The organism is Pyramidobacter porci, from assembly GCF_009695745.1.
GTDB lineage: Bacteria > Synergistota > Synergistia > Synergistales > Dethiosulfovibrionaceae > Pyramidobacter > Pyramidobacter porci.
In genome coordinates this window covers 124,695-142,953 of sequence record NZ_VUNH01000010.1, presented here as the reverse complement: position 1 = coordinate 142,953, position 18,259 = coordinate 124,695, and the positions used below count along the sequence as shown (strand labels likewise).

Below are 18,259 nucleotides of genomic sequence, written 5' to 3'. Positions count from 1 at the left end.
TCGACACTGGTCATTGACACCATAACCCAGGCATTAAAACAGGAAAAGGCCACTGACGGACTCGTCCTCCACAGTGACCAAGGGTCGCAATACACGTCAGGAGCATATTGCAACCTGAGTGAAGAATGTCATTTCCGGCCGTCGATGTCCAGTAAAGGCTGCCCATATGACAATTCAGCAATGGAAAACTTCTTCGGAACACTGAAATGCGAGTGCCTGAACCGCATTGAATTCACGGACATGGCTCAACTGGAGAACGTTATTTGGGAGTACGTACAGTTCTACAACTACGAACGGATCAACATGAAAAATGGCTTTACTCCGTTTGAAATTCGGAGCAAAGCCAAGTAATTCGACGCTTTTCTACGACAGGCGCTTTTTTTCTTTGTCTATTTACTGGGGAACAGGCCAGAGTTAATTTCAGCGGCCGGGGCTTTCTGTTGTTGCTCAGCGTTCGAGAGCGAGCCATAATTCATGATCATTCTTAGATATGTCAGGAAGCTTGAATTTCACTTCGCGATCTAAGAATTCCGATTTAATGTCGTATAACTTGAGCTTTTTTGTATCTGCTCTGGCTGATTTTCCCATGGAATCGTTGTAAGCCATGCGACATACGCGCCGCCGGGGAAGGGCTTCCCGTTATGAGTGAAAGGCGCATATGAAATGCTACCGCTTTTAACTGTTGCCCGTTATGCATTCACAACGATTGTGCCAGCTTCGCCGTTTTCCGCATTCCCTTTCGCCAAAGAAATTGATATTTCAAGCCCTTCGGGGAGGTTCGTTTTTATGGAGACGGCAGGCATGTTATTTTCTGTGACTACACTGACGTCGAATTTTACATTCTTTGTCGCAATCTGAACTAGAGCGACGAGACTACCACAGAGACACAACGCGAAAATGAAAAATCGCTTTGACCATTTGAGTGCGCGATTATCTGGCATTACAATGCCTCCTTAGATTATTTTTTTACTACGAACCCAACCACCTTGCCGAGAACCGTGAATGCCCCTGATATGATAAATTCCGGTGCAACATTCAGTTTACCGTCATCATTGGCAAGCTTGTACCCAGCAGGGGGAATACGAGTTACACAACGCAGGGATGGGTTCATCTCCGCGTGTGCGGGGGGTAACCAACTCCGACACCGCCCAGAACGCCGTGGGTTCAACCCCACGTGCGTGGGGTAAATGGGGCGTGCTCCAATCTGGCGGTACGGACTGGCGGTTCAACCCCACGTGCGTGGGGTAAATGTTGTGCGAAGAGCTCCTCTCGAGATTCAGCGTCGGTTCAACCCCACGTGCGTGGGGTAAATGGGCTCGCACTGCGCGCTGTCGTCGGAGCCGCCCGGTTCAACCCCACGTGCGTGGGGTAAATGTACTGCGCGAAGTTATAAGCCGCCCTGACGCCGGTTCAACCCCACGTGCGTGGGGTAAATGTGACTTTGGGGTCAGCCATACTAGAGTACCTCGGTTCAACCCCACGTGCGTGGGGTAAATTCTGGCACTGCAGTGCCCTCTGTACGGCGCCGTCGGTTCAACCCCACGTGCGTGGGGTAAATAACGCCAGGCTGAGTTTTTTCGCTTCCGGCGAACGGTTCAACCCCACGTGCGTGGGGTAAATCTTCGCCGGCGGCTGCGCAGGTGCGGCCGGCTGCGGTTCAACCCCACGTGCGTGGGGTAAATGGGATCCAGTGCGATTCCGATCATTTTGATGTTCGGTTCAACCCCACGTGCGTGGGGTAAATCAGTCTCGGCGGCGACGGTTTTCATCAGGTCGCGGTTCAACCCCACGTGCGTGGGGTAAATGGCGACCGCCAGCCCCATCGCGACGGCGCGCGCGGTTCAACCCCACGTGCGTGGGGTAAATGAGGTCTGATCGGGTTCTGCTGAAACATCCTCGGTTCAACCCCACGTGCGTGGGGTAAATCCGCGCCGGAGCGTAGGTGGCGCGCAGACATTGCGGTTCAACCCCACGTGCGTGGGGTAAATCGCCACCGTCGCCTGTTTGCGCAGGTCGTAGAACGGTTCAACCCCACGTGCGTGGGGTAAATCGCTTTCATGATCTTCTGCCGCCCGCGTCACCGGTTCAACCCCACGTGCGTGGGGTAAATCTCGGGCTCCTTTACCAAAGCAAACAAAAAAGACGGTTCAACCCCACGTGCGTGGGGTAAATGTAGTATACTCCGGCTGCCGACCTTTGTAAAAATCGGTTCAACCCCACGTGCGTGGGGTAAATAATTCCGCCGACAAGGTGGGAAGATTCTCAAACGGTTCAACCCCACGTGCGTGGGGTAAATTGTCATATCGAGCTCGTGCATCCGCCGCACGACCGGTTCAACCCCACGTGCGTGGGGTAAATGATTGTTATGTTGGTGTTTTTCCTGCGGATGACGGTTCAACCCCACGTGCGTGGGGTAAATGATCCAACACATCACAACTCCTCGTCGAGAGTCCGGTTCAACCCCACGTGCGTGGGGTAAATTTCCTGGCGGAAAAGTGCGTGCGGGGCGAAGGCGGTTCAACCCCACGTGCGTGGGGTAAATGCCCCGAAAAAGAGCCCGACGGCTCGTCCGTTCGCGGTTCAACCCCACGTGCGTGGGGTAAATGTTCATGAGGCGTCGCTTCACGAGCGTAATTGCGGTTCAACCCCACGTGCGTGGGGTAAATGCTGTCGGCCGGCTGATCCTCAGCGCCTCGCAGACGGTTCAACCCCACGTGCGTGGGGTAAATGGGACGGATAATAACGATACTCAGCCCAACGCTCGGTTCAACCCCACGTGCGTGGGGTAAATAATTCCGCCGACAAGGTGGGAAGATTCTCAAACGGTTCAACCCCACGTGCGTGGGGTAAATGGGATATCGACCAGGTCCCCGTGCTCGAGACGCGCGGTTCAACCCCACGTGCGTGGGGTAAATGATTGTTATGTTGGTGTTTTTCCTGCGGATGACGGTTCAACCCCACGTGCGTGGGGTAAATGATCCAACACATCACAACTCCTCGTCGAGAGTCCGGTTCAACCCCACGTGCGTGGGGTAAATTCAGAATCAAAGAAACTGGCGAGATCAAAGAGCGGTTCAACCCCACGTGCGTGGGGTAAATGCGAACAGTCCCCAGACGATCAGATATTTCATGCGGTTCAACCCCACGTGCGTGGGGTAAATCTCCTCGACCATATCGCTGACAATCTTTCCAGTCGGTTCAACCCCACGTGCGTGGGGTAAATGATCGCGCCGTTGCCAAACAAGTAAGTCGTGCACGGTTCAACCCCACGTGCGTGGGGTAAATCCATCGCGTTCGGATAGCGGATGTCGATCAATTGGTTCAACCCCACGTGCGTGGGGTAAATCTTTACGTATAGGGAGGGAGGGGTAAAAATGAACGGTTCAACCCCACGTGCGTGGGGTAAATGACAATCACAAGCAAGCGCTTTGACACTACGGCCGGTTCAACCCCACGTGCGTGGGGTAAATAAGAGGTTGTTGAGCACTACCCGTTCGAGCAACGGTTCAACCCCACGTGCGTGGGGTAAATATATCGTCCCACTAGCGCCACAAGTTGTAGCGCGGTTCAACCCCACGTGCGTGGGGTAAATGACGACGGATACAGAGATGTGCTGCTCGACCTGCGGTTCAACCCCACGTGCGTGGGGTAAATTGTCTCATCGTCGGTTTTAGGCCCATCGTCAGCCGGTTCAACCCCACGTGCGTGGGGTAAATCTCCACAATGGCGCATCTCGCGCCGGGAGTTTCGGTTCAACCCCACGTGCGTGGGGTAAATCCTCAATTAATTCGCAGATCAAAGCCAACCTGCGGTTCAACCCCACGTGCGTGGGGTAAATCGCTGAGCAACAGTATGGCCGTGCCGTGTATGGCGGTTCAACCCCACGTGCGTGGGGTAAATCGAACCGGGCAGCGAGAACCCGACGGCCATGCTCGGTTCAACCCCACGTGCGTGGGGTAAATGCATATTACCCAAGCGCCTGGACCATACCTGCGGTTCAACCCCACGTGCGTGGGGTAAATCCTCAATCAACTCACAGATCAAGGCCAACTTGCGGTTCAACCCCACGTGCGTGGGGTAAATTCAGTGGCAAGTGGATGATCTCCGGAAAGCTGGCGGTTCAACCCCACGTGCGTGGGGTAAATGCTGGAGTTTATAAATAATCCATTCCGCTTCGACGGTTCAACCCCACGTGCGTGGGGTAAATGCTCTTCCCGTGAAGCGGCGTCGTCCTCGAGTACGGTTCAACCCCACGTGCGTGGGGTAAATGCGTTTCCTCCTATAATTCCAAAGGATCGTATGCGGTTCAACCCCACGTGCGTGGGGTAAATGGGGCGTCAAAGAAATGGACAGCTTTGCCAATGCGGTTCAACCCCACGTGCGTGGGGTAAATGTCCCGCAAGCCGATAACCGCGTTCGCCGGATAGGTTCAACCCCACGTGCGTGGGGTAAATTCATATTCGTGCGCTGTGGTGGTGACTTTTGCCGGTTCAACCCCACGTGCGTGGGGTAAATCTCTGCGACGTCTCGACCGCAATTTGCTGCAGCGGTTCAACCCCACGTGCGTGGGGTAAATTCCTCGATTTTGCCGTCCTTATCCTCATCGCCGCGGTTCAACCCCACGTGCGTGGGGTAAATCTTTCGGCCGACATTGAGACGCAGCCAGCCGTCCGGTTCAACCCCACGTGCGTGGGGTAAATCGCGTCCGCCAAATCCGGCGACGACAGCCCGCGCGGTTCAACCCCACGTGCGTGGGGTAAATGGCCGTCGAGATCCGTCGCGCCGGCGCTCCGCGGTTCAACCCCACGTGCGTGGGGTAAATGGGGAATCATTTTTTTCACGAGCGTCAGATTTTCGGTTCAACCCCACGTGCGTGGGGTAAATTTGAGTTTATCCTCTACAAGGTCAGCGATAGCCGGTTCAACCCCACGTGCGTGGGGTAAATCGCGCCGCGGCGCCCGCCGGCGGCCTCGTCCTCGGTTCAACCCCACGTGCGTGGGGTAAATGGCCGAATTCGAAAGCTATTTGTCCCTGGTCTCGGTTCAACCCCACGTGCGTGGGGTAAATTCTCTTCGTTGTCCTCGATAAGCCACATTTCTCGGTTCAACCCCACGTGCGTGGGGTAAATGCTTGCGCATGGCCGGCAGAGAAGGCCTCCGTCGGTTCAACCCCACGTGCGTGGGGTAAATGCACACCGCCTCGACGTTCCGCACGCGGTCGCTCGGTTCAACCCCACGTGCGTGGGGTAAATGCACACCGCCTCGACGTTCCGCACGCGGTCGCTCGGTTCAACCCCACGTGCGTGGGGTAAATGGGCAAAGACGGTCAACGCATCGACGAATGCGACGGTTCAACCCCACGTGCGTGGGGTAAATTTCAAGCGCTCCGGCGCGAACCACGACATCTACGGTTCAACCCCACGTGCGTGGGGTAAATGCGTTCACGGTTGAGCATCGCTGGGGACGAGTGCGGTTCAACCCCACGTGCGTGGGGTAAATGCTCCGCGGGCTGCCGCCGACTTTCGCGTTATGCGGTTCAACCCCACGTGCGTGGGGTAAATCAGATCCGCTTTTATCTTCTTCATCGGCCCCTTGGGTTCAACCCCACGTGCGTGGGGTAAATGTCATCCGGATCCGAACGTGGACATCGCCATTCGGTTCAACCCCACGTGCGTGGGGTAAATAGGCTGGTTTGAATCCTGTTTTGGCTACCTCACGGTTCAACCCCACGTGCGTGGGGTAAATGGCAGCTCAGGCATCTGCGGAACGGCAAATGGCGGTTCAACCCCACGTGCGTGGGGTAAATGTGCTCTACGCCTGCGCAGAAAAACAGCCAGGCGGTTCAACCCCACGTGCGTGGGGTAAATGGGACGCTATACACCGGCATCGGCCTAGCACACGGTTCAACCCCACGTGCGTGGGGTAAATGGCCCTATGGTTTTAGTACTATAGGCGAGGTTACGGTTCAACCCCACGTGCGTGGGGTAAATGATATATGGCATCTTGCTGAAAAATTCGAGAATCGGTTCAACCCCACGTGCGTGGGGTAAATGCAACGCCTGCCCCTACGCCGGAGCGGCCTGCGGTTCAACCCCACGTGCGTGGGGTAAATGGTGCTGAGCAGGTCGAGCAGATAGGCCGTCCCGGTTCAACCCCACGTGCGTGGGGTAAATCTTTCGGCCGACATTGAGACGCAGCCAGCCGTCCGGTTCAACCCCACGTGCGTGGGGTAAATGGGCACAATGCATCCCCTACGTCGGCCACGAGCACGGTTCAACCCCACGTGCGTGGGGTAAATGGCGTCGAGATGGTCGCGGATCCACGGGTTGACCGGTTCAACCCCACGTGCGTGGGGTAAATGGTCTGTCCATAACCGCATCGAGCGCAAAGAACCGGTTCAACCCCACGTGCGTGGGGTAAATGGGCGCTGGCATACGTCGGCGTCATGATCGCGGCGGTTCAACCCCACGTGCGTGGGGTAAATGGCATTTAAACCCATCCGTCGGGGGCGATGATTCGGTTCAACCCCACGTGCGTGGGGTAAATGAGGATCGCCGCCGCCTCGGCGGTGCCTATAAACGGTTCAACCCCACGTGCGTGGGGTAAATGCGGCATTTTGCCGCGCAAAAACTGCCCGACCGGTTCAACCCCACGTGCGTGGGGTAAATTCCTTCGCGGATTTCGTAAGCGACGACGTCCGCGGTTCAACCCCACGTGCGTGGGGTAAATGATGTCGCTCAAGATCTGGAAGCTGACCGTCTCGGTTCAACCCCACGTGCGTGGGGTAAATTCAGCCCGTCCATCGAGATTTCCGTCAGCTTGCCGGTTCAACCCCACGTGCGTGGGGTAAATCCACGGCAGACACGATGTGAAATAATCATGTCTCTGGTTCAACCCCACGTGCGTGGGGTAAATAATACTACTACTCTTTCCGGTTTGTCTGTCGATCGGTTCAACCCCACGTGCGTGGGGTAAATCTCTCCAGCCCACTGCAGAGACGTCGCCGGATTCGGTTCAACCCCACGTGCGTGGGGTAAATAATAATGGCGCACTACACTTACTGCCCGTTCTACGGTTCAACCCCACGTGCGTGGGGTAAATTATGGTTTTAACACGTTACGGCTGGCAGCGCGTCGGTTCAACCCCACGTGCGTGGGGTAAATTCCCTGCCGACGGGCAGCGGCAAGACGGTGATCGGTTCAACCCCACGTGCGTGGGGTAAATGGCTGTATGTGTAAAACTCGTCGGCGACTTGGGCCGGTTCAACCCCACGTGCGTGGGGTAAATCTTAAACAAATTATCGCTATCAGGACCATCACCGGTTCAACCCCACGTGCGTGGGGTAAATATGATAATAACGAATCCTATCATCAGGAAAACGCGGTTCAACCCCACGTGCGTGGGGTAAATGGAAGAGCATAGAAAGTCTCATCAACGCGAGATAGGTTCAACCCCACGTGCGTGGGGTAAATATTTTCCGGACAAGCAGATTTGGAGTCGACGTCGGTTCAACCCCACGTGCGTGGGGTAAATGATCTCGCCGGTGCGAGTGCTGCTAGTATCAATTCGGTTCAACCCCACGTGCGTGGGGTAAATAGGAGGGGATAGAGCCCCTCCTGATCACCTCACGGTTCAACCCCACGTGCGTGGGGTAAATCGGCAGCGACAAGATCTACAAAGGCGGCATGAAGGTTCAACCCCACGTGCGTGGGGTAAATCGTCTCATCGTAGGCTTCGGGCCTCTCGTCAGCCGGTTCAACCCCACGTGCGTGGGGTAAATAGCACCCGCATATTCGAGCGCTACGGTCGTGACGGTTCAACCCCACGTGCGTGGGGTAAATTTGATTTGCGAGTTGATCGCTGTGACTGTCACCGGTTCAACCCCACGTGCGTGGGGTAAATTTCTCCACTAGACGTCACAACAACTGGCGCGGGCGGTTCAACCCCACGTGCGTGGGGTAAATGCTCTTCCTGCGCTGCGGCGTCGGCCTCAAGTACGGTTCAACCCCACGTGCGTGGGGTAAATGATACCCCACTGGGTCTTCGACGACACGGCACCCGGTTCAACCCCACGTGCGTGGGGTAAATGCTCGAACGTCAGAGGAGGCGGCGCGGCGTCGCGGTTCAACCCCACGTGCGTGGGGTAAATGAGGTATCCAAGGCCCGCAGGGTGAACAGGGGCGGTTCAACCCCACGTGCGTGGGGTAAATGAAGAACCCGTGCTCACGGTGGATATCACGGACGGTTCAACCCCACGTGCGTGGGGTAAATGCGGCACTGTCTGAGGCCCTTAGTAAGTTAGCGGTTCAACCCCACGTGCGTGGGGTAAATTACGATAATACGCAAAGTATTAACGCCATTACGCGGTTCAACCCCACGTGCGTGGGGTAAATGGTGGTCGCGGAAGTTCTGCGCGACGATTGTAATCGGTTCAACCCCACGTGCGTGGGGTAAATTATCGCAAATCCAACGCGAGTCTAACGCACTGGCGGTTCAACCCCACGTGCGTGGGGTAAATCAACGTAATAGCGCCGATAGTTTGCGTATTATCCGGTTCAACCCCACGTGCGTGGGGTAAATTGATTTATCCTTTACCTTATATGCTGGCTTGAGCGGTTCAACCCCACGTGCGTGGGGTAAATTGATGATTAAGGCGTATCACCGTATGCCCTCTCGGTTCAACCCCACGTGCGTGGGGTAAATGCAGGAGGTAAGGCGGGATTCTCCCATGAGGATCGGTTCAACCCCACGTGCGTGGGGTAAATCAAAGCGGAAAAAAGCGGGGCCGGGCACATAGCGGTTCAACCCCACGTGCGTGGGGTAAATCACCTCTGTTTTTCATCGGTTTCGCCGTTCCACTCGGTTCAACCCCACGTGCGTGGGGTAAATGGTTTCCTCGCGGTCGAACGCAGCTAAATCCTCGGTTCAACCCCACGTGCGTGGGGTAAATGTATTGCTGCGCCTGCATCTCTAGCCCGGCTCGCGGTTCAACCCCACGTGCGTGGGGTAAATCCGATCTGGGCAAGATTATGTTTCCCAATTCACGGTTCAACCCCACGTGCGTGGGGTAAATGATCGCCAAGAAGGACCTTGACGGCTATCTCCGCGGTTCAACCCCACGTGCGTGGGGTAAATGTGGGTCTCGTGGACTGAGCTGCGAGATGAATACGGTTCAACCCCACGTGCGTGGGGTAAATCCCCATGACTGTAAAAGATGCGCTGATTGTGTGCGGTTCAACCCCACGTGCGTGGGGTAAATCTGAACAGCCAGGGCGTCGTCACGGCGCTGAACGGTTCAACCCCACGTGCGTGGGGTAAATTTTGATCTTCACCCACAGACCGCCCCACCACTCGGTTCAACCCCACGTGCGTGGGGTAAATGTGCCGCTCGATAACCTCGCGCGCCGTCATTTCCGGTTCAACCCCACGTGCGTGGGGTAAATGAGGCATTTGCCTTTAACGATATTGACGGTCGTTCGGTTCAACCCCACGTGCGTGGGGTAAATTTCTGTGACGTCTCCACCACTATCTGCTGTAGCGGTTCAACCCCACGTGCGTGGGGTAAATGGACGCGGCCGGACAGCGGCAGCAAGCGGCTTCCGGTTCAACCCCACGTGCGTGGGGTAAATCAACACGCAAACTATTGACAACATTACACTGTGCGGTTCAACCCCACGTGCGTGGGGTAAATACAGCGATCAACTCACAGATCAAAGCTAACCTCGGTTCAACCCCACGTGCGTGGGGTAAATCATTCCCTCATCCTCCACCACATCTCGGCCCGCGGTTCAACCCCACGTGCGTGGGGTAAATTCGGAGAGACGCGGCTTCACAATGTTCAGCGCCGGTTCAACCCCACGTGCGTGGGGTAAATGAAGAAAACAACAGTCAATTCCGCCTCACTGCCGGTTCAACCCCACGTGCGTGGGGTAAATACTTCGACAAAGCCGGTTATTGTCGAGTTTGTATCAAACTAAGACCGTCTATGTCTACAACTTTACGTCTGGGATCGCCATGCATTTCCAGAACGAACCCCTGCTCATTAGGATAGGAATAAGCGAGAATAGCAGCGCCGCTTCTAGCGTTTTCTTTCACTTTTTCCCAAAGAAGATTACGTACGGCGGCGCTGACGGTTCCAAGAAAAACGCCGGCTTTGACTTCAAGTAGAAAACGGGTGCATTCCCCGCGCAGACTTTCAGGAACGTTTTCCATCGTAATGAGAGTCATTGTAAAATCCCCGCATAATTTTTGCCGCCGACGACAATTTCATCTTCCGAACCATTCCAGAGGTCGCCGATATTGGCGGCGATGGTTTCTTCGGAAGGACATTCGACCTGAAATATCCAGTCGATATCGATGGGAAGACGCTTGAGGACTTGAGCTGTGCTGAAATAACTGCGGCAGGCAATGCGAACCTGTCTGTCGAGCGGGAGCGTACCGCTCATGCTTTTGACAGCGGCAAAAGCGGCAGGGATGGTCGTTTCGGCTTTGTAAAGATCGGCGATATCGTAGACAAACGAGAGCATTTTACCGGTGTGGATGAAGCCGAGTCCCGGAGAATAGCCCAGCGAGACGATAGCGGCCTGGCAAAGGCCGTAGAGAATCGCGTTTGCCATGGAAAGGGCTTTGTTGATAGGGTCGGCGTCGTCCCAGTCGGTCTGTTTGTAGTCTCTCCTTTTCCACGGTATTCCTGACGTTTTGGAAGCAAGGCGATAGGCTTCGCGCATGCGTATGCCTTCCATGCCGCGAAGCTGCTGCAACGTCATGTCTTTATACTCGATTTTAGAGAAACGTCGGATATACATGCGTCTCACGACGTCCATGTGCCTTTGAGGATCCATACAGAGAGCCGCTTGGTGCAGCAGGTTCTTGGCGCTGCGCGTCTCGCCCATGCCGGCGGCATAAAAGCGCGCGGCGCGCTCTCCGCACCAGATAGCCATGCAGCCGTTATCACAAATGGCCTTTACGGCAGCATGCGTGATCGACACTCCCGGGCCGATCAGGAGAACGGTCATGGCGGCGATTGGTATGGGAGTGCGTCCTTCTTTGGTAATGCGGACGATGGAAAGATTGTCCTGTTCGATAATAGCGTGTTCGACGTAGATAAACGTCAGACTGTCGCGCAGTTTGGGGAGAATATGCAGGTCTTTGGGCATTTTCTTAGGGGCGGGTGATCAGAAGCATTCCCATGCCATAAGCGCGTTCTGCCCCTATGCCATGGCAGTAGCCGCTCCAGAAACGACCGCTGTCGGTCACCTCAAGTACACCCGAAAAGTGGACGGAGACAAAACTCAACGGGCTGTCTCCGCGCGATCCCCATACGTTGCTTTCGCCCCACTCCTGAACGCCCAGCACGCGAAATCCGTTCTGTTCTCCCTTGCGCGTCAGCCATGCCGCGCGTTCTTCAGGCGTACGCAAGAAAACGCGGCGGCTGTTCTTCCGCTCGGAGTTCTCTTTTTTGCCCGGCATGGCGACAAGGTCGAAGCGCCAGCGACTGCCGGCGACAAAGATTTTTTTCAGCGGATCGAGCGAGCGCTGCGCGACAACTGTAAAGCCGTTTTTGCCAAGCGCCTCCGCATGGGGACATTTTTCGCTGGAGAGGTAGAGATCGACGCTGTCTTTCCGCGGCACGAGGCGGTACAGCAGCGAGTTTTCCGCTCGCGCCATACCGCCAAAGGCGCTCATCAGGTTGCGGTGCATGTCCTGACAGTTGCGCAGGCACTGGCGAACGGAAGGGTGCCGAAGCTCCAAGCTGATTTTTGTCAGGATCATGAATTGTTCACCTCCGGCGGATTCACGTTGCCGATAATAATATTGCGGCGGGCAAAACGGCGTTCGGCAGAGCTGACCAGACAGTCCATGCGCACCGCCATTCCAGCAGGATCTTCCCGCTGAGTCATCAGCCGCCCGTGGCTGCGGTCAGCGCGCGGATACTGTTCGAGAGCCTCTTCAACGCTGGCGTAGCGGTCGTTCAGGTCAGCAATCATGGGCAGCGACGGCGGGCAGCTTTTGCGCCCCAGAAAAGGAGGGCAGACGGGCGATTCCAACGCTGCGGCGCAGTTTTCAAGAATGTCCTCCGCACCGGACAGAACGACAAGGAATGAAGCGTCCTGTAAGTACTGCCGGTGGGAAGTGATCGTGTTTCCTGAACGTTTCTTCCCCTCCGAATTAAGCATGGGCATACCTTGAACAGTATGAAAATCTATCATGATGTTGCCGGCACGATCGGCGCGCGCTGCCATATTCAACTTATGCGAGAGTTCATTGATGCGCATATCACCGCGCGGATAACCAAGCGCGCAGGCCAGCAGTCCAACGACGCCGGACTTTGTGGGCATCAGGGCGCTGTCGCGTTCATCCCATTTTGAATGTTCGCCCCAGCTTTGCATGACGCCTTCAAGGCGCAGAAAAAGCAGTTTCATGGTAGTTTTCCTCTTTTCGCCGTTTTATTGACGGCATTTGAGCAGTAATTCCCCCATGTTCTGAGCGATTTCGCATTTTCGGGGCTGCTCGTCTTTGATTCGCGGCGAGAACCAGAAACGGTGTTTTACTTCAAGACCATAACTTTCGTCGATTCTGTTAATTTCCTCGACTAACGCTTTGACGCTGTCTCCAATAACCCTGCCGGAGGCGGAAAAGTTCACAGGGGACGCGTAGGCGTTGGCGTAGGAAACGGGGATCTTTTTCTCCTTGATCTCGACGCAGAGCAATTCGGGCAGCACATGGCTGGCGAAGCTGTTCTGTTTGCCTGACGGGTCGGTATAGGCCATGATTTGGATAAAAGCCGGCAGAACTTCATCCATTAATTTTTGCGCTTCCGGCGAGTTGACAAGGTTCTGCTTCAGCACATCGGTGTCGATCGCGATATAGTGGTAATAGCAACAGGAGTTATAGTCGATCTCGCCGATCATGCCTGCGCCCCCGGCAGCGGGATCAAGGTCGTCAGCTTGCGAAACAAGATCGTCAACAGCTGTGAAGTAATCGCTTTCAGGGTTGACAGGGTGAGTGGAAATCGCGTGAGCGGTCTGCACGGCCGCTTCGACGTCGGCAAAGGCTGGCGACGTGACCATGCGCCCGAAAAGCGCGATATCGAGCGTTAAGGGGCGAATGTCTGCGTCCTTGATTTGTTCAAGGATTTCCTTGGCTTTGATGTTATTACCTTTCATGGCATTCTTTTTCAGAAGTGTCTCTACAGCGTCGGCAACGGCAACGATGTCTTCGACGGCGTAAAAGACGATTTGGGAAGTGATGAGGTCTTTGTTTTCTTTGCCTTCTTTGTTGGCGATGCCGGAAACAGCTTTCTTGATGGCATCGGCAATGTCTGCGCCAGTGCCACGTTTCTTCAGTTCTTCCGCGACCAGCTCGGGCAGCTTGCGGGTACGAATTCCCATCTGACCAAGAAATTGACCGAAAAGGGACGACGTGCGCCACGCGCGCTTCAGGCACTGGCTGGAGATGCGTCCGCGCTGGGCGCCGCCGAAGTAGCAGGTCTTGGGCATACCGGTATCGTCGCGGTTCAGGTTCGCAGGCGGGTAGTTCTTAAGCATGTGGATTTCATACAGCATGGTTATTCTTCCTCCTCAGTCTGGTTGTCGGTATTTTCATTGAAATAGACGCGCGCCCACCGCTTCTGAATGAAACGGTCGGGATGATCCCAATAAAGCAAATCCTGATAAAGCCGCGCAAAATCGGGCGAGAAACCCTGCGCCCGCGACTTTACGAGCTGGACGAGGCGGTAGAGTTTTGCCTGAAAGAGATCGTTATGCTCGTCCCAGCGAGAATCGAGCAAAGTCATGACGTGGTGGTCAAGGCTTTCGCTTTCTTTTACGCACCTGAGGCATTCTTCCAGCGGGAACTGACTGCCGCGCTCGTCGTCTTTCCATAGGCAGTACAAGGAAACGACGGCAAAATGGCGCTCCTCCTGCCACGGCGTCACGTGATCCGGTTTGAGGGCAAAGTACGCACCCAACGCCTTGACGCTGTCGGTAAGAGAGCGTCCCGCGCAACGTTTCAACAGCGTACGCTGGCACGTGTTTGGAAGTCTCTTCACGAGTTCGGGCAGTTCTTTTTTCTTTTCTTCGTTCACTTGTTTTCCCTCCTCTTTTTCAGCAACGATCCACAGTTGCGGACAAAACTGGTTTCGGCTGCGGACATGTCGCGCAAAGCACGTGCGTTGGAGGCGAAGCGCTGCGCGCCCTGATGCATTACCAAGTCTCTCATTTTTTTCAGAATATTGTCAAGATATTCCCCAGCCAATCCTCCCCAATTGTCTTGGTTTCGGTCGATTTTCGCAACGTATGGGAAATACTCGCTGAAAAGTTTTTCGTACATAACGGCATAAAACTGAGTCTGTAATTCTGTCGCGATTTCCGCGTCAAGGATTTTGCCGTAAGATGAAAAGATATAAAAAGCCATTGTCTCAATGTCTTGAAGGTCGCTGCGCAACAATCGTCCAAGTGCTGCTTCTCCCAAAAAAGAACTCGGCAGGGCGAGGCTGTCGCTCTGGGTACTCAAATATTGAGCCTGATTAGTGACCAGTCCGATCAATTGCACTTTCAAAAGACGAGACGTTCTACTTTCAGTCAACTCTTTATAATTTGCCAGAATTAAAGGCTGTCGTGTTGAACTACTGCTGGGGTCGGCGGCAGTCACAGCGCCGACGTCGCGCCAGAGCTCGCGTCCGCTCTGAGGTTTTACCGAATACCATTCTTCTTTCTTGTTTTTTCTGTAGGGAACATGAGGATCATACCAACGTCCATCTCCCTGAAAATTCAGTCCCGCTTGACAATAAACTTCTTTGACACAGAGAGCACCGTCAATTTTCACAGGGACAAAAGTGACTCGTCGCGGAAGCCACGTAAAGGCTGCCATAAGAGAGACAGTCGGGCAGAGGCTTTTAGGAATGACTTCATCGTCATTTCGCCAAGATACAGGCGGTTCACTCCAAGGGATATTTTTGCTTTCGCATTCGTCTTTGCTGATCATGCTGACGATCAACGATTCAAACAGTGTTTGACCTTCGTAGACAACATATATGCACGGAGTATTATTCACTGAAGATGGCCCTGCCAAGCCTGATGTACAAAATACATACGCCGCGCACAACGCCCTCAGAGCTTCAGCCGCAGTCAAACAATGTTCCGAACTCAGACGATGATCAAAATGAATATGATTGTTCCCTGCGGGCAGGGCATGAACGAGCACTGCGACCGGAACGGTCTTTTTATCGTACTTCTCATCATACCGCGCCTGCATAAAAGGGCGCTTTTCGTCGAACAAGTTGAAGCTGTCGCCTTCCGCTACGCACTGCTCGACATATCGTTGCAAAACGACGGGATCGAAATGCCCGCTCTCCAGAATTTGCCGGCGATCATCGATATATTCCGGCGTATAGGCGTCCATCAGAAAAGCTGCCAGCAAACGAAAGATGGAATAATTTTCCAACAGACTTTCACTGCCCAATGCTTTCAGCTCATGCGCCTGCTCCAGAAGATCGAGAATCCCTAGGCTCACAGGGCTCCCGTTCATTCGTAGAGCCGGGATCCACGGCTCGCGAAGCACGTCAAAAACAGCCATGCCATCACACTCCTTCCATCTGAATTCCAATTATATCATCTTTTATAATTTTTATACTGCCCCAGCTTGCCGTGTTGTCTTCTTCAAGTTGTAACACAAGACAGCCTTTTAACAGTTTTTCGCCCTCAAAAAAGTTTTTCCCGATAACGCCTTTTCTTTCCTCCGATTCCGGCGCGTCGAACAGTCGTAGATTGACGGTCTGCATCAACACTTGACGGGCCACGTCGGCGCGATCGGAATTTTCGCGCGCGAGGTGGAACAATTCCGGCTGGAGTAGCGCCACTCTGCGGCTGTCGGAGCCAAGTCTGGTTTTCAATGCGCAGAACTGAGAGTCTTCATCGTCTCTGAGTCCGAAAAAATGACGGGCGTCTTTGCCGCGTGCGAAGAAACGCTCGTCTTTCGGGGGGGGGAGAATGATGCCTTCGGCTTGCGCTTCCTGCAACTGTTCGCTAAAGAGCTTCTCGCTGAATTTCTGGAGTTCGCCATCATGCGATTGCTCTGAATAAACTTCCTCGATACATTGGCGCATTTCTTCGGGGACAGTGATGACATTGTGCGCCGCGAGATATTTTTCAGTCCGCTCCAGCAGAATGTGGTAGTAAATCTTTTCTATTGCCGCAAAATTGTGTTTCGGCGGAACGAGCACGTCGATTTGAGGACGGACGCAGCCGTCAGGACGTGTGGTACCGTCATGGCGGAACACGCGCCCGGCGCGCTGAAGCAGCAAATCGATCGGCGCGATCTCCGTCATCATGAAGTCAAAATCGACGTCGAGCGACTGTTCGACGACTTGCGTACACAGCAGAATGGCTTTTTTAGGACGGTTTGCTCCGGCATTCCGTCCGAATTTTGCGATGCATTCGCTTTCGATCTGCTGGCGGCGTTCGGCGGTAAAGCGCGCGTGGAACACGATCAGTTCGGTGTCTGGCGTCGCCTTTTCTTTCAGCAGCGGATAAAGCGCCTGCGCGCCTTTGACCGTGTCCATCAGCAAACAGAGACAGCCGCCGTTTTTGACCTTATCGACGGCGAGTGAGGCGACGGCTTCGCGGTCATTCATGACAGGGCGCAGGGTAAAACAATAGCGGCGCTGTATAAAAGCCTTAACGGAGCGTTCCGTCACAGTCCCGTCGCTCCTGACGGAGGTAACCAGCGGATAGTCGCCGGAAGGCTCATATTCCAAAGCGCCGGCGGCCGCAAGCAGTTCCTTCTTCTTGGCTAGCGGCAGCGTGGCCGACAGCAGCACGACCGGGATGCCGAGCGCGCGGCACCACGCGATGAGCTGTTCGATGATTTGCGCCATGTAAGCGTCATAGGCGTGGATCTCATCAACGACAAGGATCTTGTCCGTCAGCCCGAGCAGCCGCAACACGCCGTATTTGATCTGCATCACGGACATCATCGCCTGATCGACGGTGCCGACGGCATACTGGCTCAACAGGCCGCGACGCAGCGGCATCAGCCATTGGGCAAGGCTTTGACGGTCATCGTCGTCTCCAAGGCTGGCATGATGATGCTGCGCCTGGGCGTCAACGAGCCAGGCCATACTGTGAAGTAGCCGTGACGGGGCAAGTCCGTGCCGCTGGAAAAGCTCGTTGACGCGAGCGTGCATCTGATTGCTGGTCGCCGACGTGGGCAGCGCCACATAGAAGCCGTCTTTGCCGCGCGTTTCCATCATGCGGCTGACGGCGTACAGCGCCGCTTCGGTTTTGCCTTCGCCCATGGGCGCTTCAAGCAGACACAGCGAAGTGTCATGATAATCCATGCCGGCGCATTCTTTTTGCAGCGGGCGCATCCCTTCACGCGAAATTTCAGGCCAGAGTTCGCAGAAATCGTCGTATGAAGTCAGTTTCGTTCCGCTTACAAGGCCGCAGTTCTCCACGGTCCGTTTCGCGGCGGCGCGAATATCGCTCAGCGAAGGGGTTTCTGTAACGGCAAATTTTTCGAATATCTCGCTGGAAGCGAGCCAGTCGGAAAGGATGACTACCCCCATCAGGCTGAGGGCAAAGGCGTCACCGCGCCCAAAATCAGGCATGGGGGGCAACTGCGAGACCTGAAAGACCTGGCGCATTTCACGCTCCAGTTGATCCTGCGCCTGCTCCCACAGAGACGTTTCTCTCTCGATTTCACAACTTCCGCCGTTTTTTCCTTGATGATGCATGGACAGGACGCGGGTGATCGTGTCGCGCGTGTCGCGGGGGAAAAACTGCGTTTTTTTCCAGATCCGATCGAGGACCTCTTCCGAATAGAGTTCGTGGCGAAAGTGGCAGCGAACACCAGATGACGCTAAGCACCCCGCTTCTTTGAGACGCTGAACTTGCGGCAGATCGTCCGCGCTCTTCTGAAAAACCGGATGGCACTTGCCGATATCGTGGAGCGCCGTAATGTAACCGATCAAGCGGATGTTTTCATCGTCGCTGCGCCCCGTCAGGCGGCTCAATTCTTTCAAAAAAGGCTGCCCCGGGCCTTTACGCATCAGAACCTGAGCGCAGCAGCCCGTTTCGATCATGTGTCGTTTCAGACTTTTATAAGGAGAACTCTTCGCCCAGACGAGGGACGCGATGTCACTGGCAGAAAAAGGATCTTTGTCTTTCAAGGTTTTCACCTGCCTCTATTCTATTTGTGTCTATTCTAGTTATTTAATTAGTATACCATAAAAAAGAATGAATTTCAGTCTGGCGCTGCAG

Annotated in this window: 10 protein-coding genes and 1 CRISPR repeat array; of the genes, 1 reads left to right on the top strand and 9 read right to left on the bottom strand. The window is 54.8% G+C overall.

All coding sequences use genetic code 11. The features are described 5' to 3' along the window. The coding region (locus FYJ74_RS09790; protein WP_154529396.1) for an IS3 family transposase at window positions 1–351 on the top strand (351 nt) is incomplete at its 5' end. A gap of 338 nt (window positions 352–689) precedes the next feature. Here the strand turns inward: FYJ74_RS09790 and FYJ74_RS09785 are convergent. From FYJ74_RS09785 to cas3, 9 genes are all read right to left on the bottom strand, one after another. Beyond that, window positions 690–941 (bottom strand): hypothetical protein, encoded by a 252-nt coding sequence (locus FYJ74_RS09785; protein WP_154529395.1) that lies wholly within the window; start codon window positions 939–941, stop codon window positions 690–692. A gap of 219 nt (window positions 942–1,160) precedes the next feature. Then, a CRISPR array of direct repeats spans window positions 1,161–9,934; the repeat unit is 29 nt; unit sequence CGGTTCAACCCCACGTGCGTGGGGTAAAT. Between the two features lie 16 nt (window positions 9,935–9,950). Beyond that, window positions 9,951–10,226 (bottom strand): type I-E CRISPR-associated endoribonuclease Cas2e, encoded by a 276-nt coding sequence (gene cas2e / locus FYJ74_RS09780; protein WP_154529394.1) that lies wholly within the window; start codon window positions 10,224–10,226, stop codon window positions 9,951–9,953. Then, a complete protein-coding gene (gene cas1e, locus FYJ74_RS09775) occupies window positions 10,223–11,155 on the bottom strand; it encodes a type I-E CRISPR-associated endonuclease Cas1e (protein WP_154529393.1) in 933 nt (310 codons plus the stop codon). The genes cas2e and cas1e overlap by 4 nt, the downstream gene beginning before the upstream one ends. 4 nt (window positions 11,156–11,159) lie before the next feature. After that, complete coding sequence (gene cas6e / locus FYJ74_RS09770; protein WP_154529392.1) at window positions 11,160–11,771, bottom strand: type I-E CRISPR-associated protein Cas6/Cse3/CasE; 612 nt, start codon at window positions 11,769–11,771, stop codon at window positions 11,160–11,162. After that, window positions 11,768–12,421 carry a type I-E CRISPR-associated protein Cas5/CasD gene (gene cas5e, locus FYJ74_RS09765; protein ID WP_154529391.1) on the bottom strand — a complete coding sequence of 218 codons (654 nt, stop codon included), beginning with the start codon at window positions 12,419–12,421 and terminating at the stop codon, window positions 11,768–11,770. The genes cas6e and cas5e overlap by 4 nt, the downstream gene beginning before the upstream one ends. 24 nt (window positions 12,422–12,445) lie before the next feature. Then, on the bottom strand, window positions 12,446–13,564 hold the full coding sequence (cas7e, locus tag FYJ74_RS09760; RefSeq protein ID WP_154529390.1) for a type I-E CRISPR-associated protein Cas7/Cse4/CasC: 1,119 nt from the start codon (window positions 13,562–13,564) through the stop codon (window positions 12,446–12,448). A 2-nt stretch (window positions 13,565–13,566) separates the two neighbouring features. Then, complete coding sequence (casB, locus tag FYJ74_RS09755) at window positions 13,567–14,085, bottom strand: type I-E CRISPR-associated protein Cse2/CasB (protein WP_195838886.1); 519 nt, start codon at window positions 14,083–14,085, stop codon at window positions 13,567–13,569. Continuing rightward, window positions 14,082–15,575, bottom strand: a complete 1,494-nt coding sequence (gene casA, locus FYJ74_RS09750; protein ID WP_154529388.1) for a type I-E CRISPR-associated protein Cse1/CasA — start codon at window positions 15,573–15,575, stop codon at window positions 14,082–14,084. The genes casB and casA overlap by 4 nt, the downstream gene beginning before the upstream one ends. Window positions 15,576–15,579: 4 nt before the next feature. Beyond that, on the bottom strand, window positions 15,580–18,177 hold the full coding sequence (gene cas3 / locus FYJ74_RS09745; protein WP_407692122.1) for a CRISPR-associated helicase Cas3': 2,598 nt from the start codon (window positions 18,175–18,177) through the stop codon (window positions 15,580–15,582). Window positions 18,178–18,259: the final 82 nt, after the last annotated feature.